We start from the raw sequence: 19,292 nt of genomic DNA on the forward strand, positions 1-19,292 counted from the left end.
GTCGGCGAGCGGCGGGCCGTCTAGGCTCGGCCCGTGGGGCAATCCGACCGGCGCGCCGAAGGCGCGGGACCGTTCACCACCCGGCTCACCTGGCATCCTCCCGACGGCGGCACGGCCGTCTGGGAATCACGGCCTGCCCGCCGGCGAGGGCTCATCTCCGTCCACCGGCCCGGCGACGCCGCCCCGCGGAACGCCGTCGCCGACGACACCGCCCTCGCCCGGCTGCGCAGACTCAACGCCATCGCCGCCACCGCCTTCGTCATCGGCGGAGCGCTCTTCGCGACCGGCGCCGCCGTCGCCCAGTTCGGGTCCGGCGACGCCACGACCTCCACCTCGGTCTACTTCGCCGGCGGTCTGTTCTTCAACACCGGCGGCTACGTGTCCCTGCTCCAGGTCGTCAACGCCCCGCGCCATGTGCCCGGCGGCGAGGGCGCCCTGGTCACCCGAAGGTGGCGGTGGTGGAGCTACGAGCCCGCACGGGCCGACTGGCTGAGCGCCTTCGTCCTGTTGGCCGGCACCCTGGTGTTCGCCGTCGACCTGCTCGACTCGTTCCTGCGCGGTCTGACCGCCCATCAGGTCAATCGGCTGGTCTGGGCCCCCGACGTGATCGGCTGCGTGCTCTTCCTGATCTCCGGTCACCTCGCCATGGTCGAGATCTGCCACGGCCGGCCGTGCGTGCGGCAGCGTGACCTCGGCTGGTGGATCGTCGCCGTGAACCAGCTGGGGTCCGTTCTCTTCATGGTCTCGGCTCTCGCCGCCTACACCCGCCCCGCCACCGGCAGCCTGGTCAACGCCGACATCGCCGACTGGGGCACCCTCACCGGCGCCCTCTGCTTCCTCGTCGGCGGCATCCTCCAGTACGGCGAACGCCCCTGACCCCATCCGGCGGCCACGTCCCGCTCCTCCCACGCCGCGCCGGCCGGCGCATCCGCCCGGATCAGTTCGGCGTTCACACAGCCCGCCCCCGCCGCTCCGCCGGTCCGGGCAACGCCGTTGCCGCCCCGGCGTCCTCGGGCACCAGCCGGCCCCTGCCGCCGATGTGGCGCCGGGGAGCGGACATGATCAGTGGCTGCGGGGCGCGTACATGATCACAGCCATGCCGGCGAGGCAGATCAGGGCGCCGATGACATCGAAGCGGTCCGGGCGGTAGCCGTCGGCGACCATGCCCCAGGCGATCGACCCGGCGACGAAGACGCCGCCGTACGCGGCGAGGATCCGACCGAAGTCGTCGTCGCTCTGGAAGGTCGCGACGACACCGTAGAGCCCGAGGGCGATCACTCCGGCACCGATCCAGATCCAGCCCTTGTGCTCGCGGACGCCCTGCCACACCAGCCAGGCCCCGCCGATCTCGAACAGGGCGGCGACGGCGAACAGGGCGACGGAACGAGCGACGGTCATACCGCGTGACCCTACCGTCGGGCCATGCCGGTGATCTTGGGGGTCCGCCGGCGGGCACGGCCGGGAGGACGGCCGGCGACCCGCGTCGCCGGCGGCGCTCACCACGCTTGCCTGCGGGTACGCGGCCCTCGCGCTCCTGGTCGCCACTGGACCGGTGATCGCTCTCACCAAGGGCACGCGGGGGTCAGGAGCTGCGCGGGGTGACCAGGCCCGATTCGTAGGCGAGGACCACGAGCTGGGCACGGTCGCGGACGCGGAGCTTGGTCATGGCCCGGTTGACGTGGGTCTTGGCCGTCAGCGGGCTGATCACCATGCGGTTCGCGATCTCGTCGTTGGACAGGCCGTGCGCGACCAGAGCCACGGCCTCGCGTTCACGCCCCGTCAGCTCCTCCAGCCCGCTGCCCGTGCCGGTGGCGGTGGGGAGTGGCTGGGTGACGTAGCGGTCGATCAGCTTGCGGGTGATGGACGGTGCGAGAAGGGCGTCTCCCCGCGCGGCAACGCGTACGGCGTGCAGGAAGTCCTCCGGCAGGATGTCCTTGACGAGGAACCCTGCGGCTCCCGCGCGCAGCGCGTCCAGGACGTATTCGTCCAGGCCGTAGTTGGTCAGGATGACGACGTGCAGTCCGGCCAGGGCGGGATCGGCGGCGATGCGCCGGGTCGTCTCGATGCCGTCCATGACCGGCATCTGGATGTCGACCAGCGCGATGTCGGGCAGGTGCTCCTTCGCGAGCCGCAGGGCCTGCTGCCCGTCGGCAGCCTCGGCGACCACGTCGATGTCGTCCTCGAGGTCGAGGAGCGCGCGGAATCCGCTGCGGATGAGCGGCTGGTCGTCGACCAGCAGGACACGGATCACGAGGCTCGTTCCAGGGGGAGTTCAGCCTGGACGGTGAAGCCACCCTCGCGGCGTGGTTCCGCCCGCATACGGCCGCCGAGGGCGGTGACGCGTTCACGCATCCCGAGCAGCCCGACCCCGGGCACCGGGGCTGCGGCCCGGGTGGCCATGCCGTCGTCGTCGATGCGTACCGCGAGGGCGTCCGGGCGGCAGTCGATCCGGACCGACGCCGAACGGGCACCCGCATGACGGGAGACATTCGTCAGCGACTCCTGAACGATCCGGTAGACGGTCCGCCCCACCGTCACCGGCACATCCCGCCGTTGCCCCTCGATCGCCAGCGTCGCGTCCAGGCCGAAGCTGCGGGCCCCTGCCACGAGCTCCGGAACGTGGTCGAGCCCACGTGGCGGGGCGGTGTCGTCGTCGCGGAGCGCCTCCAGGGTCGCGCGGAGCTCCCGGGTCGCCTCCCGGCCGGCCTCCTGGATCGCCAGCAGAGCCTGCGGCACCTGTTCACCGCGCTTGCGGGACACGTGGACGGCGACCTCGGACTGCACCTTGATGACCGAGATCTGGTGGGTCAGCGAATCGTGCAGTTCCCGCGCGATGCGCAGCCGCTCCTCGTCGGCGCGGCGCCGCGCCGTCGCCTCCCGCGTGCGCTCGGCCTCGTCCGCCCGCCGCTCGGCCTGCCGCAGAGCCTCGCCCGCCGACCCGGCCGCGATCAGCCAGGCGATCTCGAGGGCGCTGCGGGCCTGCGCGAACGCCTCACCGGTGTCGTGCAGGCCCGAGGCCAGGGCGGCCAGGGGCAAGGCCGCCAGCACCGCCACGCTCATGGCCACGGTGACGACGCGGTGTCCCTCCCGCATGGCCGCGTACACCGCGAACAGGAACGCGACCGCGGCCACGTCGAAACCCGCTGCCTGGTACCCCACCGCGCACATCCCGGTGACGGCGAGGGTGGCGACCGGAGACCGCCGCCCGCCGGCCAGTGCCAGGCCCCCCACCACCAGCAACACGCAGCCGAACAGGTCGATGCCAGTGCCGGAAGGGTGCCCGGACAGCCCGGTGACCAGCAGCGCTCCCGCCACACCGACGGCGATCAGCCAGTCGCGTGCACGGGGCCCGACGCGGAACCGTCCATTGCTCATGCGCGCACCGTAACCGGAAGCTGCCCGCGGGCGAATCCCGCTCACGCACGAGTGCCCGGCTACCGCACGCGCAGTACCTCTGCGGCGTCTGCCGCGTCGGCGGTAGCGCGAAATGCCTCCGCTCGCCGGACGACCCGCCGCGGGCCCGACAGACATGCTCGCACCATGTCCAGTCATGGGAAGAGAAGGAACACCTCGATGTCCGCTCGTCGCCTGTCCGCCGCCTTTGCAACCGCCCTTCTGGGCGGGCTCGGTCTCGCCGCACCAGCGGCGGCGGACGTCTCCGCCGTGCCGGCCGCCGCCGGCGTCACCGACTTCGGCCTCGGACGGCTCGGCGCCACCACCGGAGGCCTGCTGGGGCTGACCGCCGTGGTCGTCGCCGTGCTCGCGCTGACCCGGCCCGGCGGTCGCCTCGGCACCGCGAGCGGGGCGCTCGGGGCGGCCGTGGCCGTGGTCACGGGGCTGATCGGCATGACCCTGGGCGGGCTGGTCGCGGCCACCGCGAACGGTGGGCTCGGCACCGGCAACGGCCTCGGCGGGGCCTACGTGGCCCTGCTCCTGGGCTCGACCGGCGCCGCACTGGGCGGGCGGGCCCTGATGCGCTCCCGCCGCACCCGTCGGACAGAGCGGGATACATGTCGCTGATCACGCCCCGCCGGCGGTCACCGCGCGACGGACCGTGTGCGCGTCGGCGCCGACGGCAGGTACGGCAGCGCCGGAGATCACCGGGACGGCCGGGACGGCGAAGGCGAGGACGAGGCAGCCGCCCGGCCCGATGACCGGGAGGACTCGCGCCCGTCGGCGTCGTCCGGCGCGAGGGTGCCGGAATCCCCCGTCCGGTGCCGGATGACAGACGGATCCGCCCGTTCGCCGAGACGTGCGGCCGCGCCGGGAACAGCGCGTCCGCCCGGCGCCGTTGCATGATCGAGGGATCGGCCTGCACGGGCTGGGAGACCTGCTGGACCACGAGGTCGTCCGCCTTGGACAGGATCCGGACCCCGAAACCGGTACGCCCGCCGCACAGTTGGACCACGACGCAGCTCCGCAGGAGGACTCCGCATGACTTCCCGGCCCTTGACGCTCATGGCAGTACACGCCCACCCCGACGATGAGGCCACCGGAACCGGAGGGGTCCTCGCGCGGTACGCGGCGGAAGGCATCCGCACGGTTCTCGTGACGTGTACCGACGGCGGTTGCGGTGACGGGCCGGGGGGCGTCAAGCCCGGCGATCCGGGGCACGATCCGGCGGCCGTCGCCCTGATGCGGCGTCAGGAGCTGGAGGCGAGCCGTGACGTCCTGAAGATCAGCGATCTGGAGACGCTGGACTACGGCGACTCCGGGATGATGGGCTGGCCGAGCAACGACGCCCCCGGATCCTTCTGGCAGACCCCGGTGGCGGAGGGCGCGGCCCGGCTCGCGGAACTCATGCGGCACTACCGGCCCGATGTGGTCGTGACCTACGACGAGAACGGCTTCTACGGCCATCCCGATCACATCCAGGCCCACCGCATCACGATGGCGGCGCTGGAGATGACCGCGCTCGCTCCGAAGGTGTACTGGACCACGATGCCCCGCTCGGGGATGCGGCGGTTCGGGGAGATCATGCGCGAGTTTCATCCGGACATGCCGGAACCGGATCCTGCCGAGGCGGCCGCCATGGCCGAGATCGGCCTCCCCGACGACGAGATCACCACGTGGGTGGACACCACCGCGTTCAGCGGTCAGAAGTTCGACGCGCTGGCCGCACACGCCAGTCAGGGCGAGAACATCTTCTTCCTCAGGATGGGCAGGGAGAGGTTCGGCGAGCTGATGGGGACGGAGACCTTCGTACGTGTCCGGGACACCACCGGCGCGGCCGTACCCGAGAACGATCTCTTCGCCGGACTGCGCTGATCCGCCCGGAGCAGGGGCCTTGGCGGCGCCGCCGGAGCGCTGGTGTCCACCCTGGAGGACGTGCCGGCCTTCCACGAGTCGCTTCTCGGCGGGTGAGTTCGTCTCCCCCCGGGCCCCCGGCCGGGACCCGGATGGTCGTGGTCATGGACACGGCTCTCTGCGAGGGCTGACCCCGCCGGAGGGACGACATGACCGAGGCCCCGCGGGACGACTCCCGCGGGGCCTCGGCGATCGGGGGCTCAGATCACCAGTGGTGCCTCCGACCAGCGGCGGACCCGGTAGGGCGCCCACCACAGATGGTCGCCGAGGCGCAGGACGAGATCCTCTGCCACCAGGTCGTCCAGGATCGGCCGCGGGATCGCGTCGGCGGGCGCGCCGTCGGTGAGGGCCGCGACGGCCTCGTGGTACTCCGGTTCGTCGATGGTGAAGCGGCGCAGCTCGCCGTAGCGCCGGTCGCGGACCTGGATGAACCCGGGGCCGTACCGGAAGATGCACTTGCAGATGTAGTACGTGGTGCGCCAGGCGAGCGCCGTCGCGACCGGGTCCTCGGTGCCGAGGACGGCGGTCGGCGGGTGGAGGTGGCCGAAGTGGCGCCAGGCGTCGGGATCCGGGCCGGTGCGGAGCTGCCAGTCGACGGAGACGGCCAGGCTGGTCAGGTCGCCCACGAAGCTCAGCGCCCTGACGGACCATGCCGCGTCGGCGGTGTCCGTCAGGTCCACGGGGCGGGGCAGGGTCACGTGCCGGGCCCCGGCGGCGAACAGCCGCCGGGCGGCCTCGCCGCCGGACATGTCGATCTCGAAGCGGCCCAGGGACATGGCGGGCAGGGTGCCCACCTCGGGGTCGTAGTCCCGTGAGGCGGTCACGGTGAAGGGGGCGGTGCCGGTGATCGCAGGAGTCATCGTCGTCCCTCGGTCGGGCGGTCGTGCGGTCGTCAGACGGTCGTCGGGGCGAGTTCGGCCTCGCGGGCGGCGGTGTGGCGCATGAAGTCGATCCGCAGGAACTCCTCGTTCAGGGCCGGCGGCGCGATCTGCACGAACTGTCCGCTGTCCTCGAACACGACGCCGAGCTCCCGCCACCGCTTCAGGACCCGGAGCAGGTCGGCCTCGCCGATGTGGTGGTCCGCGTCCAGCTTGCGGGCGGCCGCCTTCACGGTGTGCGGCTGGTCGAGCAGCCGGAACAGGGCCAGTTCGCACGGGTCGGTCAGTTCCAGGCGGGTCCAGTCGAAGGCCCGGCGCTTGCTGACCAGGACGATCCGGTCCTCCAGGTCGCAGTGGGTGAGGCGGCTGCCGGCGTAGTTCCGCTTCCAGTGCGCGATGCCTTCGTCGAGCCGTTGGACGACGTCCTCGCCGATGCCCCGGGGCGGTACGTCGAAGACGTACGCCAGGTCGAACATCTCGGCGTCGGGGAGGTCGTAGGTGAGGCGGTAGGGCTCGGCGGGGCGCAGCTCGGAGAAGCCGAGCCCGGGGTCGTTGAAGTACGGGCTGAACCGCTCGATCGCGATCCGGGAGGACGGGCCCACGGGCGGATTCAGGTGTTCCAGCGCGGCCAGCTGGTCCACCACGTCGTCGTAGTCCTCGGCGTCCTCGCCCGGGAAGCCGTGCAGGTAGTTCCAGGCGACCGAGAGGCCGACGGTGGCGGCGTCACGGAGCATCCGTACGTTCTGGCCGCCGGTCACTCCCTTGTCCATCAGGGTCAGCACCCGGCTGTTGAGACTCTCGATGCCCGGCTGGACGAAGATCAGGCCCGCGTCCGCCAGGGTCTGGAGCTGTCCGCGCCGCATGTTGGACTTGATCTCGATGTGCATGCGCAGGTCGTACCCGCTGTCGATGATGCGGGGCAGCACCGACTTCACGTACCCCATGTCCAGGATGTTGTCCACGACGTACATGTCCAGGACCCGGTGCCTGCGCGCCAGTTCCATGATCTCGTCGTAGAACACGTCGGGGCTCTTGCTGCGGAACTCCATGAACGAGCCGTTCAGTCCGCAGAAGGTGCAGTGGTGCTTCTCGCCCCACCAGCAGCCCCGCGCGCCCTCGACGACCAGTTTGGGCTCGACCCAGTTGCGGGCGTGGGACGAGGCGAGCCGCTCGAAGTACCCGGAGTAGTCCGGCGGCAGGATGGCGGCGGGCGGCAGGGGCTTGGTGTTCATGGCGTTCACGACGGAGGAGCCGTCCGTGTCGCGCCAGCACAGCCCGGGGACCTCCGACAGCGGCTCGCCGGCTTCCAGGGCCCTGATCAGGGCGGGGAACGACACCTCGCCCTCGCCGCGCAGCACGTGGTCGACGAAGGGGAAGTTGCGGTGGACGGCCTCGCCCTGTTTGCCGTCGCAGTTGGCGCCGCCCATGGCCGTCACGATGTGCGGGGCGAGCCGCTTGACGTACTTGGCGGCCGCCAGGGCGGCGGTGTTCTGCTGGAACGTCGAGGTGAACCCGACCACGTCCGGGGCGAGTTCCACGATGCGTTCCGCGATGTGCTGGACGAAGTCGGGCGCGGTGACGTGCAGGGCCTGCGTCATCTCCATGCGGGCCCCGCGCACCCGGTTGGCCATCGCCTCGGTGAACTCGGGGACACGCCATTCGGGATCGTCGTAGAGAGCCGAGGAGAAGACCCAGTCGCCGCAGCCCAGGAAATAGGAGCCGAGTGCGTAGTAGGAGTAGTCCTCCAAAGTGAATTCCGTGTTCCTGGTGATCCAGTCCACGTATTCGATATTCGCGTGCAGAACCTCCGCTCTGCCGTTCGGTACGCGCTCGTCGACACTGCGCTTGAGAATTCCGAGAGCCAGCGACGGGAGATCGATCGGGGCCCAGGGCATGTTCACCAGGAGTACGCGCACGGCTCGCCTCTTCTCATGTGATCAGTGCACGGGATGACGTGTCGGTCGGGCATCGGCCGGGACGTCGTCAGGCGCCGGACAGGGGCGCCTGACGACGTCCGTGACGGGGCACCGGCCGGGTGGTCCGGTCCGGGAGCCGGCCGGGGTCCCGTCCGGATGGGGCCGGCCGCGCACGGTCGCGCAGCCGGACCCCGGGGCCTCCCGTCCGGATCGTGGCGGGCTCGCGTGTCACGATCCGGACGGGAGGCCCTGGCCGCTACTTGTCCTCGTCCTCCATCTCCTCCGCGGAGCGGAGGTAGACGACGACGCCGACGCCCGGCTTGCGGCTCTCCTCGTCGCCGTCGAGCGGGTCGCCGTGGATGATGTCCTTCTGCATGATGTTCACCTCCTCTCCGGGGGTGGGGGCGGCTCGGCCTGATCGGGCGCGGAAGGCAGCCCGCCGCCGAGAAATTCGAGGGACCGCCGTATGACGGCCAGGTGGTCGGCTCCGTCGTAGCCGTCGTGGCCCGAGTCCAGCCACATCACCTCGTGGGGCACACCGCCCGCGCGCAGCACGGCCAGGTACGCCTCGATCTGCTCCGGCGGACACTTGGCGTCCCGCCGCGCGGCGACGACCAGCAGCGGGGAGCGGATGGCGGCCGCGTACGAGGACGGGGAGGCGTGGGCGTAGGCGTCGGGCACCTCGTCCGGAGTGCCGCCGAACAGCGAGGTGTCGAGCGCCTGGAGGGCGGGCGTGGAGTGCCGGAAGGCGGTGGCGCAGTCGGCGAGCGGTTTGACGGCCACCCCGACGTCCCACAGGTCGGGACGGGTCCCCATGGCCAGCAGCGTCAGATAGCCGCCCCACGACGTGCCGCACAGGCCCACGGCGCCCGGGCGGCCGATGCCCCGGTCCAGCAGGTCGGCCCGGGCCCGCACCAGGTCGGCGACCTGGGTGTGGCCGACGCCCTCGGAGTAGGCGGAGCGCCAGCGCGGCCCGTAGCCGGTGGAGCCCCGGTAGTTGACGCGGGCCACGGCGTGACCCGCGCCGACGAGGGCCTGCACCATGGGGTCGTAGGCGTCGCGGTCGTGGTCGGCCGGGCCGCCGTGCACGAGGAGGACCAGCGGGTGGGGTGCGGGGCGGTCCGCGGGCGTGGTGACGAAGGTGTGCACGGGGCCGTCTGGTCCCGGGGTCCACAGGTCTTGGCGGTGACCGAACCGCGGAAGACGCCACCGGCTCTGCCCGGGCAGCGACGCACCCGACAGGGACATCGCGCGGGGCACGTTCACCGCGTCGGTCCAGATGAAGTGAACGTCGCCGTCGGCGGCGGGTGACGCGGCCAGGATGCTGCCCTCGGGAGTGGGCACCGGGGTCAGCTCGCCGCGGTCCAGGTCGGCGGTGAACAGCCTGCTGCGGCCGTGCCGGTCCTGCCGCAGCAGGACCCGCGCACTCCCCGGGCCGGGGTACCAACGGGCGGTCGTCTCGGTGTCGAAGGAGCACCAGGGCAGCAGCTCCAGTCCGCCGCCGGGGGCCCAGACACCCAGGTGGTAGCGGCCGGCCCGCTCGCGCATGACCAGCAGCAGCGTGCGGCCGGACGTGCCTGCGGGACCGGAAGGCGATGTGAGCGCGGGCGCGAAACCGAGCGCCCAGGTGCGTTCCGCGGTGCCGGAGAGCACCGCGGCGGTGGTCCCGTCCGGGGTCACCAGCGTCACGGCACGGGCGGAGTGGGCGGGGCCGGACACCGCCAGCAGTCCGCCGTCCGGCGCCAGATCGCACAGGGTGGCGGAGTCCGTCGTGCGCAGGACGGGTGCAGCCCTGCCGCCGCGCCGCCCCAGGTGCACGCTGAACCCCTCGGCGCCGCGGATACCGACGGCCACCGTGCCGCGTTCCGTCAGGGCGAGCCCGGCGGGCCGTCCGGACGGCACCCCGGCCAGCGCCGGACGGTCCGGGCCGCCGTCGAAGTCCTGGGTGCGCCAGCCTCCGCTGCCGCCGCGGTCCTCGTCGAACCACCACACGGCCTCGTCGCGGTCGATGGCGCACAGCAGTGTGCCGTGCGGACGGTCCGTCAACTGCCGTGTGCTGCCGCTGGACCGGTCCCAGGTGAAGATCTCGCACCGGCCGTCGGCGTCCCCCGTGTACACCATCCGGTCCGGGTTGCGGGGGCTGGTCACCGGCAGCACCGGGCGGTAGACGCCGTAGGTGCGTGCGGCCGTCTTCGGGGAGGACGGTGTCACGGCGCCTCCCGGACGACGAGAGCGGACCTGGCCGTCGCGTACAGGGCCAGCACGGCGAACGCTCCCGCGCAGGCCAACGCCACCGTGCGGCCTCCGTACGCCGCCACCAGGACCCCTGCCATCACCGGGGCGAGCACGGCGACGCCCTGGCCGGCGGTGCCCAGCACCGTCCCCATCCGGGCCAGCAGACGGTCGGGGGTCACCAGCACCGCCCGGGTCTGGAGCACGACCGCCACCGACGGCACGATCAGCGACACCGCGCTCAGCAGCAGCCCGTAGGCCCAGGTCTGGGACGCGAGAGCGAGGCCGGCCGCCGTGGGCACCATCGCCCACGAGGCGCCCGTGACGATCCGGGTGGCCGGCACCCGCCGCACCAGCCACGGCGCGGCGAGCGCGCCCAGCAGTCCGCCGACGCCCGCGAGGGTGAGGATGAGACCGATCGAGGAGGGGCTGGCGCCCTCGGCGTGCGACGCGAAGACCGCGTGGAAGTACAGCGCTCCCAGCAGTGCGTTGATCCCGGCGGTCCACACGACCACGAAGCGCAGGAAGGGCTCGGCCCACACGAAGCGCAGGCCTTCGGCGAGCTCACGGGTGAAGGATGCGGCGGGACCCTCCCGTTCGGGCGTCAGGTCCGCGCGGATCGCCCTGCTCAACACGGCCACCAGAAGGAACGACACCGCGTCCGCGAGCAGGGGGACCCACCGCGCCATCTGGTAGAGCACACCGCCCAGCGTCGGCCCGAAGATCTGCACCGCCTGGTCCCGCGCCTGGAGGTACCCGATCGCCCGGGGGTACTCCTCGGGAGGCACGAGCCGCCGGATCGTCCCGGAGGCGGCGGCTCCGTAGGTGGCGCTGGCCGCCTGCTCGATGACGGCCGCGACGAGTACGTGGACGAGGACGACATGGCCGAGTGCCACGGTCACGAACACCGACCCCGTGGCGCCCGCGGCGACGAGGGCCGCCGTGTACATCATCGGCTTGCGCGGCAGCCGGTCGGCGAACACCCCCGCGATCGGCGAGACGACGAGCCCGCCTGCCAGTGCCACCGTGGCGACGAGGCCGGCGAGCCCGGACGAGAATCCGGCGCCCAGCAGGATCAGCGGGAGGAAGAGGGAGGACGCGCAGGTCCCCAGACCGTCGACGGCGCCCGCCGCCCAGAAGAGCGAGAAATCCCGCCTCCGGAAAGGGGACGGAGGCGAGCCTTTCGGTAATCGCTCGTCTTCTGCTAATTCAGGGCCGGACGATGCCGATTTCCCCTCGGCCTCGCCCATCAGGAATCCCGCTCGGGGAGTAATTCTGAAGCTGACGCACCCACATCGCCCCCTGCAATGAGCGGACTTACGGCCGGTGAGGGTTGCGATCGTAGCGAAGGGATTCTCGGGGCACAATACCGTCCTTGGAATGGCGTTCCCGATCAAGGAATGGCACCGCGATTGCACGGCGACGGGTTCGCGTCGGCGCCACGTCGCCTCGCCCTGTCGGAAATTCCGGAACGGGGAGAAGCGCGCAGCACGGGCTGCGGACCCGCCGTTGGCCGGCCCGGGCGGGCGAGCGCGGTCCGCGCCGCCGGGAGCGTGATCGTGCCTGGCCGGGTACCCCCGAAGCGTCGCCGCGCAGGGTTCTCCGCCCGGCCCCTGCGGCCGCCGCGGGCGCGGCTGCGCGCGCCACGGAGTACCGGAGTCCCCTTCCGTTTGTCCGCCGGGTACCGGTCGGCGGGGCGGAGCGGACGGGGTAAGGGCCGGGGCGGACGCGGCCCGCCCCGGTCGGGTCGGCCCCACCCCGGGCCCTGCCGCACGGCGACCACGCCGGGGGGACCCGTCCGGCCGGCGCCGCCGGTGCGGCCGGCTCGGGCGATCCCGGTGCTGCCGGCCGCTCGTGAGGCTTCGCCGGCACAGAATTTCCGCGACGGGCCGGCGGCCGCGGTCACCGCGTACGCGCGGGAGCAGGGACTGCCGGCACCGAGGACACCGTCGGCGACGGGCCGAAGGGGCGGGCGGAGTCGTTCCGCCCGCCCCGAAAGCCGTACCCGCCCGGGATGCGGTGTCAGACGACCGCGGTGTGCTTCAGGATCGCGTCGGGAAGGCTGGTCGCCTCCTTGGTCCCGAACGGCCTGGTCGCGCTGCCCGTGCCCTTGTAGAGGTAGGTGCCGTCGGGGCCGTAGGCGAAGAGGTCGGGGCGGCCGTCGCGGTCGGCGTCGCCGATGCCGACGAGGTGCTGGTACGTGTTCCAGCCGCTGCCGATCCTGACGCGGGCGGCGAAGGTGCCGTCGCCACGCCCCTGGTAGAGCCACAGCACCCCGGCGGTGTCGCGGGCGACGAGGTCCCCTGCGACGGTGCCGGCGATGTTGCCGGTGGCCTCGATGCTGTTGAACTGCTGCCAGCCGCTGAGCCCGATCTTCTTCCGCGCGGCGAACGGGTCGCTGACGCTGCCGGTGGCCCGGTAGAGCCACAGGGCGCCGGTGGTGTCGGTGGCGACCAGGTCGGGCCGGCCGTCGCCGGTGAGGTCGCTGCCGCCGGCCAGGTGGCGGTAGGTCTGCCAGCCGCCGCCGACCCTGACGCGGGTCGCGAAGGTGCCGTCGCCCTTGCCCTGGTAGAGCCACAGCACGCCGGTCGTGTCTCGGGCGACGAGGTCCCCGTGGGCGTCGCCGGCCAGGTTCCCGGCCGCCTCGATCCGGTTGTGCATGTTCCAGCCGCTGCCGACCGTCTTCTGCTCCGCCGCGGACAGCTGCCCGTTCTCGTTGATCCACGGGTTGTAGTAGCTGTCGGCGCGCACCAGCGTGCCGGCACTGTCGCGCAGGAGCAGGTCCGGGGAGCCGTTGTCGTTGTAGTCGTGCCCGGCGGCCTTGCGGGTGACCGTGAAGGTGCCGGACCGCTTCAGCTCCGGGCCGATGCCGTTCAGCGGTTTGGCGCTGATCTCCCAGGTGTAGTCGCCGTTGTAGGCGCTCTCGGCCGGGGCGCCGCCGCTGTTGAGGTCACCGAGCCAGTCGTAGCGCACGACCGCGTTCTCGGGCTGCATGAAGCCCGCGACCGAGGTCCTCCCCGTCCGCACGTGGCGCAGCGTCACGGTGGCCGTCGCGTTGTACCGGGACAGCGTCCACTCCAGCGGCACCCGGCCGCCGTCGGCGTCGAGGTCGACGACCGCCGGGACCTTGCTCGCCAGCAGGCCGAGGCCCGTCGACTCGCCGCTGCTCGCGACGAGTTCGGCGACCGGGGCGGCGCCCTCGGGGCCGGGGGCGATCCGGTAGAGGCCCTCGCCGCCCCCGACGGTGCCACCCCGCACGACCTGGGCGCCGTCGGGGGCGACGGCGGACGTCAGCGTGTGGTCCAGAAGCCTGCGGGTGGTGGTGCCGTCCGCGAGACTGCGCGCGGTCAGCGCGTGCAGGGCATCCGGCTCTATGTCGGTGAGCCCGCTGCGCGTTCCGTACGTCACCCAGCCGCCCGCCAGGCCGACCTCGACGTCGTTACGCCACGCGGTGCCGACCGCGAAGCGCTGGGGAGCCTTCGTCGCCCGGTCGACGGCCACCACCGTCACGCGGTCGTCCGCGTCGTACTCCACCCAGGCCAGGTGGGTCGCGGACACGGCGATGTCCCCCTTCGCGGCCGTGGCCGGCAGCGCGTACGCCTCCGTCACCGCGTTGGCCGCGAGGTCCAGCAGGGCGACGTGCCTCTTCGCCGTCTCCCCCGCCCCGGTGGAGTACGTCAGCAGGGCGTGCTCGGCGGTACCCGCCGTCACGACGACATTCGTGGCGTCCCCGGGAAGACCCGTGGTCATCCTCGCCGCACCACTGGTCGTGGTGTGCATGTGCAGGAGCCTGTTCCCCTCCACGTTGAGCGTGGTGGTGAACAGCGCCTTGCCCGCGGCCCCCGCGTACGCGGTGTCACCCCCGACGGTGACCGAGCGCAGGTCCTTGTCGGTGGCCAGGTCCTTGAGCCACGCCCGGGAACTCGCCGCGAAGGCCACGATGTCCCCCGAGCCGGTGCTCGCGATCTTGGCCATGTAGTTGAGATCCGTCGCCGGGCCGCCGTCCGCACGTACCCACTGCCTGATGTGCGTGGTGCCGGCTTCGTCCATGGACGGAACCTCGGTGGACGTCAGGAACCCCGTGGCGGTCACACCGAAGATGGTGCTCCTGGCGGGGAACGCGGCGACGGCGGCTGTGGACGCCGCCGCCACGCCGGTCGTGCTGCCGTTCGCCGGTACAGCGGTCGCGGGGGCCGCCACGGCGCTCGCGCCGGCGGTGACGGCCAGCACGGTGACGACGGCAGCGGCCGCCCGCCGGCGGACGGGACGTGCGTGGATCAAGGTGTTTTCCTCTCACGGACCAGGCGCAACACGCGTTGCTCCAGGTCGGACTGTTGATCATCGGAAAAGGTTGTACGCCGGCGGGCAGGTGTGTGGAGTCGCCACCGCGTTCATCGTCGCCCGCCCTGCGCGACGCACCTCCGGGACAGGCGGGCATCGTCCCGCTCCGTCGGCGCGTTCCGCTTGAAATCGAACGCACGTGCGGCAGAATGGAGTTCACCCGTCACCGGGCGTGCCGTTCGTCAGGCGTGTCCCCAGGCAGGCTCCCTTCACGCTCACCACCGCAGGAGACCGGCATGCCCGTGCGCCCGCCCACGCAGCCCCAACCGGCCGCCCCCTCACCCCGGCAGCCTCCCGCCACACCCCTGCCCGACTTCCGGCACGTCTTCCTCGAGCCGGTCTACAGCGACGCCTACGAGGCGGACCTCGCAGTGACGGACGGGCCGGAAGAGGTGCACGCACCGCTCTGAGGGCGCCGGGGCCGGCGGTCGCCCTCCCCATGCCGCCCGGAGCACACGCGTCCGCCCGGGGCGGGCGGACATGCCCTCCCACCTGACCCGGCTGCTCCCCGCTCAGGTGACCCGCGCCGATGTGCTCGAAGCCCTCGCGCACAACGTTCGACGCTGCGCGCCGTGGACGTCGTAACCTGCGGAGAATCGCCGACAGCCGACAGTGATCGGAAGTGCTGTCGGTGATCCCGGCGGGCAGGTCGGTCACCGACCGCCGGAGAGGGCCGTGTCCGGCTCCACCGCCCGGAGACCTGCCGCGCCGGCCGGCGGGTCCCGAGTGTGCCCGAGTCCTGTCTGACCAGGTCACTCCCTCACGGGCAGGCACTCGGCGAGCAGGGCGACGACGTCGTGCCAGGCTCGCTGCGCATGCCGCGGGTGGTGTCCGACGCCGGGGAGCACGGTGTGGTCGACCGGCGGGTGGTGGAAGGCGTGCAAGGCGCCGCCGTAGACCACGAGGCGCCAGTCGACGCCTGCTGCCTGCATCTCGGCCGTGAACGCGTCCCGTTGTGCGGGCGGCATGATCGGGTCCTCCGACCCGACCCCGGCCCACACCGGGCAGCGGATGCGCGCCGCCTCGTACGGTCGGCCGGTGATCAGTCCGTTGACGGTCCCGATCGCCCGCAGGTCGACGCCGTCGCGCCCGAGTTCCAGCGCGATGGCACCGCCGGTGCCGTAGCCGACGGCGGCGATCCGGTCGGGGTCGGCCCTCGGTTCGGCGCGCAGCACGTCGAGCGCCGCGTGGCCGATGCCGCGCATCCGGTCGGGGTCGGCGAGCAGCGGCATGCAACGGGCCAGCATCTCCTCCGGATCGCCCAGATAGCGTCCGCCGTGGATGTCGAAGGCAAGCGCCACGTAACCCAGTTCGGCGAGGGCGTCGGCCCGGCGGCGCTCGACGTCGCTGAGCCCCGTGCCCTCCGGCCCGAGCAGGACTGCGGGCCGGCGGTCGGTGCCCGCCGGAAGCGCGAGGTGCCCGAGCATCGTCAGACCGTCGGCCGGGTACTCGACCGTGCGCGTGGTGATGGTCGTCATGAGACGGCACGGTAGTGATCGACGGGCACGGTCGGGCCGGGGTTCACCGCCGGCAGAACAGCGCGGGGCTGCTTGACGGCGCCGGCTGTGCGGCCGCGGATCAAGGAGCGCTGCGGAGGCGCATGCTCGTAATGAGGTCTTCTCGGGTCTGCACGGGTAGGGCGGTGCGGGGGGGGGGAGACGGCCAGACCACCGCCTCGCTCCACCAGGCGTCCGCGGGACGGGATCCGTTCACGGGCACGTCACACTCATCGTCCGTCGTCGGGGTACGCGTGGAGATTCCGTCGTCGGCCTCCGCGGGGCCGGACATGTCGTTGTAGCACGTTGTCACGCCGGTGGTGCCGGCGTTGGGACGAGGACGGCTTTGACCAGGTCCACCACGCCGTCGTCCGCCGTGTCGGGAAGCGGAACGTAGCCCTGCCGCTGATAGAGGGCGAGGTTGCGGTGGCTGGCGGCACCGGTGGACAGGACGATGCGCCGGCAGCCCTCCCCTGCCGACTCCGCCCGGTCCAGCAGCCACCGGCCGATGCCGCGTCCCCGCAGGTCGGGGGCGACGGCCAGTCTCCCGACGTGCAGGTCGGCGCCGTTGCGGCGCGTGCGGACGAACCCGAGCAGCCGCCCGTCCCGCCACAGGCCCGTCGTGCGCCAGTCCGTCAGCCAGGCGCGCACCTCGTCCGGGGACTCGTGGAGCGCCGGGATCGCGAGGGTGTCGTTGGCGAGCGCCTCCTCCATCCAGCAGCAGCGCTGCAGCACGGTCACCTCGGGGGCGTCGTCCGGGCCGAGACGCCGCGCGTACGAGCCGGGGAGCGGGCCCGCCGCGGAGTCCGCGTGTCCGTGCTCACGCAACGGGGCCAGGGCGCGTGAGAGCCGTACCAGTTCCGACAGCAGTCCTTCGGCGGCCTCGGCATGACGCGCCGCGGGGGCGAACCGGTCCTCCTGCATCGCGTCCGCGATGCGCAGGGCGACGGTCGCCCCCAGGGGGACGAGGCGCAGGGTGGTCACCACCTGCTTGGCGTGCTGGACCGCGCGGGTGCCGGCGGAGGTATGGCCGTAACTGACGAAGCCGGCCGGCTTCCAGGCCCATTCCGGGCCCAGGTAGTCGAGCGCATTCTTCAGGGTCGCCGGCATTCCGTAGTTGTACTCCGGCGTCACGAAGACGAAGCCGTCCGCTCCGTCGACGATCCGGCTCCAGCGGCGGGTGTGCTCCTGGCGGTGCACGCCGGTCGACGGGTGCTCCTCCTCGTCCAGGAAGGGCAGGCCGAGGTCGCCGATGGCCAGGGGCACGAGGTCCGCGTCGAGCATGTCGGCGCTCTTCGCCAGCGTCCCGGTCAGCCATTCGCCGACGGCGGGACCGAGGGCGCCGGGGCGTGTGCTGCAGACCAGTACGACGATGCGCAGGCGTTTCGTTGTCATGGAAACGAAATTAACCGATAGATTGATTACATGTCAACGAATGAGACGGACCCAGCGGTCCACTGGCTCGCGGCCGACGAGGAGAGCGTCTGGCGGACGTACCTCCGCATGGTGACCGCGGTGCAGGCCCGCACCGCACAGGACCTGGCCGAACACGGCTTGTCCGAACCGGACTACGAGGTGCTCAGCACCTTGTCCGAGCGCACCGACGGCACCAGCACACTGCGCGAGCAGGCCGCGAAGATGGGGTGGTCACGAAGCCGCCTGTCCCGCCACGCCACCCGCATGGAGGCTCGCGAACTGATCCGACGCGCACCTGATCCCGCCGACGGCAGGGGGTGCTTCCTTGTCCTCACCGAAACGGGGTGGGACGCACTCAGGGAAGCAGCCCCGACCCACGTCGCCTCCGTGCGGCGGCACTTCATCGACCGGCTCGCCCCCGCGGAACTCGCGGCGCTGGGCCGCATCGCCCAGAAGATCGCCGACGGCTAGACATCCGCGTCGCCGGGGCGTCGCCCGGGGCCGACGACCGCGGTGACGCCCGGCCGGCAGCGGGGCCCTCGCCGGGGCCGCAGGCGCCTGGCGCGCTCGGCGCGGATCCGGGTCCCTGCCACGCGAGAAGGCCCGGGTGGAGCCAGGCGATGCGCCGGCGCCCGCCCTGCCCGGCCCGGCCGGTGCCGGCGATCCGGCGTGGCGGCCCGGTTTCCCGAGCCGTACTCCCCCACGCCGGAACCGCACTGCCCCTCCCCGTCGTCGGGCCGCGCGGTCACGCCTCGGCCTTCGTCATCAGCTTCACCAGGCTGGAGAAGCTGTCCTCGGCGTGGCCGGCGTCCATGCCGCGCCGGAAGAGGTCGGCGACCGCGGCCGGCAGGGCGGTGTCGACGCCCGCGTCGGCATGGGTGTGCAGCACGTGCTCGACGCTGGCCATGCCCATGGCCAGACGATCCACGTCGCCCATGTGCTCGCCGGCGTCGATGCGCCCGGCGTAGAAGGAGAAGAATCCCGGCAGCGAGTTCGCGGTCTCCACGGCGTGCGGCAGGATGTCCGACGCCGTCAGGCCGTTGGCGCCGGCGAGGGCGACGGCCTGCCAGTAGCTCAGCATGGAGGTCCAGAACATGACCATGCCGATCTGGTAGAGGAGCGCCGCGAGCCCGGGGTCCTCTCCCCGGTGGTCGGTCCGGCCCGTGATGACTTCGAGCGCGGGCCGGTGCCGGTCGAAGACCTCGCGCGGGCCGCTGTAGAAGGTCGAGGACTCGGCCTGCCCGATCCCGGAGGGCGGCACGGTGACACCGCCGGTCAGCTGGACGGCCCCCCGCTCGGCTGCCCAACGGGCCGCGGCCCGGGCCTTTTCCGGTGTGTCCGAACTGAGGTTCACCAGAATCCGACCGGCCAGTGCGTCCGAGGCGGGCTCCAGCGTGGCGTACACGGCGTCGTAGTCCGTGAGGCTGAGGATCACCAGCTCGCTGGAGGCCAGGGCGTCCTTCACGTTCGGCGCGAGCACCGCGCCACGGGCGACCAGGGCGTCGGCGCGCGACGCCGTGCGGTTCCAGACGGTGACGTCGTATCCGCGGTCGAGGAAGGCGCCGACCATGGCCTGCCCCATGGGGCCGAGGCCGATGACGGTGACCGACTGCTTGGTGCTGCTCATGATGAGATCTCCACCCCTCACTAAAACGATCGCTCTATCCAGAGCATGGCGAGAAGGTAGCACACGTCTAGAACGAACG

General features: G+C 72.4%; 16 protein-coding genes. 5 read left to right on the plus strand and 11 right to left on the minus strand.

What is annotated here, in order from left to right; translation table 11 throughout:
- The first annotated feature begins 33 nt into the window (after positions 1-33).
- A complete protein-coding gene (locus EAO77_RS30745; protein WP_147991607.1) occupies positions 34-876 on the plus strand; it encodes a hypothetical protein in 843 nt (280 codons plus the stop codon).
- A 186-nt stretch (positions 877-1,062) separates the two neighbouring features.
- Here the strand turns inward: EAO77_RS30745 and EAO77_RS30750 are convergent, their stop codons facing one another.
- The 3 genes from EAO77_RS30750 to EAO77_RS30760 all read right to left on the minus strand — a co-directional run bounded on the left by EAO77_RS30750 (position 1,063) and on the right by EAO77_RS30760 (position 3,375).
- The gene (locus EAO77_RS30750) at positions 1,063-1,398 is read right to left on the minus strand and encodes a YnfA family protein (protein ID WP_147991608.1); all 336 of its coding nucleotides are present in this window, start codon (positions 1,396-1,398) and stop codon (positions 1,063-1,065) included.
- Positions 1,399-1,582: 184 nt separating this feature from the next.
- Positions 1,583-2,251, minus strand: a complete 669-nt coding sequence (locus EAO77_RS30755) for a response regulator (RefSeq protein ID WP_147991609.1) — start codon at positions 2,249-2,251, stop codon at positions 1,583-1,585.
- On the minus strand, positions 2,248-3,375 hold the full coding sequence (locus tag EAO77_RS30760; protein ID WP_147991610.1) for a sensor histidine kinase: 1,128 nt from the start codon (positions 3,373-3,375) through the stop codon (positions 2,248-2,250). Before EAO77_RS30760 ends, EAO77_RS30755 begins: the two co-directional genes overlap by 4 nt.
- A gap of 198 nt (positions 3,376-3,573) precedes the next feature.
- Between EAO77_RS30760 and EAO77_RS30765 the strand changes: the two genes are divergently transcribed.
- Positions 3,574-4,020 (plus strand): DUF6223 family protein, encoded by a 447-nt coding sequence (locus EAO77_RS30765; protein WP_147991611.1) that lies wholly within the window; start codon positions 3,574-3,576, stop codon positions 4,018-4,020.
- Positions 4,021-4,434: 414 nt separating this feature from the next.
- On the plus strand, positions 4,435-5,268 hold the full coding sequence (locus EAO77_RS30770) for a PIG-L family deacetylase (RefSeq protein ID WP_147991612.1): 834 nt from the start codon (positions 4,435-4,437) through the stop codon (positions 5,266-5,268).
- 239 nt (positions 5,269-5,507) lie between these two features.
- On the opposite strand, the gene EAO77_RS30775 is transcribed toward EAO77_RS30770, so the two are convergent.
- The 5 genes from EAO77_RS30775 to EAO77_RS30795 form a co-directional block, all read right to left on the minus strand.
- Entirely contained in the window at positions 5,508-6,167 is a 660-nt protein-coding gene (locus tag EAO77_RS30775) for a DUF5825 family protein (RefSeq protein ID WP_147991613.1), read from the minus strand.
- Positions 6,168-6,199: 32 nt separating this feature from the next.
- Positions 6,200-8,101, minus strand: a complete 1,902-nt coding sequence (locus EAO77_RS30780) for a RiPP maturation radical SAM C-methyltransferase (protein WP_147991614.1) — start codon at positions 8,099-8,101, stop codon at positions 6,200-6,202.
- Positions 8,102-8,482: 381 nt separating this feature from the next.
- On the minus strand, positions 8,483-10,312 hold the full coding sequence (locus EAO77_RS30785; RefSeq protein WP_147991615.1) for a prolyl oligopeptidase family serine peptidase: 1,830 nt from the start codon (positions 10,310-10,312) through the stop codon (positions 8,483-8,485).
- On the minus strand, positions 10,309-11,583 hold the full coding sequence (locus EAO77_RS30790) for an MFS transporter (protein WP_147991616.1): 1,275 nt from the start codon (positions 11,581-11,583) through the stop codon (positions 10,309-10,311). Before EAO77_RS30790 ends, EAO77_RS30785 begins: the two co-directional genes overlap by 4 nt.
- A 772-nt stretch (positions 11,584-12,355) precedes the next feature.
- A complete protein-coding gene (locus EAO77_RS30795; protein WP_147991617.1) occupies positions 12,356-14,614 on the minus strand; it encodes an FG-GAP-like repeat-containing protein in 2,259 nt (752 codons plus the stop codon).
- 296 nt (positions 14,615-14,910) lie between these two features.
- Here EAO77_RS30795 and EAO77_RS38990 point away from each other — a divergent pair, with 296 nt between their 5' ends.
- The gene (locus EAO77_RS38990; RefSeq protein ID WP_187283488.1) at positions 14,911-15,084 is read left to right on the plus strand and encodes a hypothetical protein; all 174 of its coding nucleotides are present in this window, start codon (positions 14,911-14,913) and stop codon (positions 15,082-15,084) included.
- Between the two features lie 342 nt (positions 15,085-15,426).
- Here the strand turns inward: EAO77_RS38990 and EAO77_RS30800 are convergent, their stop codons facing one another.
- Together EAO77_RS30800 and EAO77_RS30805 are read right to left on the minus strand one after the other, a co-directional pair.
- Positions 15,427-16,152 carry a dienelactone hydrolase family protein gene (locus EAO77_RS30800; RefSeq protein WP_147991618.1) on the minus strand — a complete coding sequence of 242 codons (726 nt, stop codon included), beginning with the start codon at positions 16,150-16,152 and terminating at the stop codon, positions 15,427-15,429.
- Positions 16,153-16,479: 327 nt separating this feature from the next.
- Positions 16,480-17,565 (minus strand): bifunctional NAD(P)H-dependent oxidoreductase/GNAT family N-acetyltransferase, encoded by a 1,086-nt coding sequence (locus EAO77_RS30805; protein WP_147991619.1) that lies wholly within the window; start codon positions 17,563-17,565, stop codon positions 16,480-16,482.
- A 30-nt stretch (positions 17,566-17,595) separates the two neighbouring features.
- On the opposite strand from EAO77_RS30805, the gene EAO77_RS30810 reads away from it, so the two are divergent.
- Complete coding sequence (locus EAO77_RS30810; RefSeq protein WP_147991620.1) at positions 17,596-18,057, plus strand: MarR family winged helix-turn-helix transcriptional regulator; 462 nt, start codon at positions 17,596-17,598, stop codon at positions 18,055-18,057.
- Between the two features lie 274 nt (positions 18,058-18,331).
- Here EAO77_RS30810 and EAO77_RS30815 read toward each other — a convergent pair whose 3' ends face one another.
- Positions 18,332-19,213: an NAD(P)-dependent oxidoreductase gene (locus EAO77_RS30815; RefSeq protein WP_147991621.1), complete on the minus strand. Its 882-nt coding sequence runs from the start codon at positions 19,211-19,213 to the stop codon at positions 18,332-18,334.
- Positions 19,214-19,292: the final 79 nt, after the last annotated feature.

The organism is Streptomyces sp. T39, assembly GCF_008042045.1.
Classification (GTDB): Bacteria; Actinomycetota; Actinomycetes; order Streptomycetales; family Streptomycetaceae; genus Streptomyces.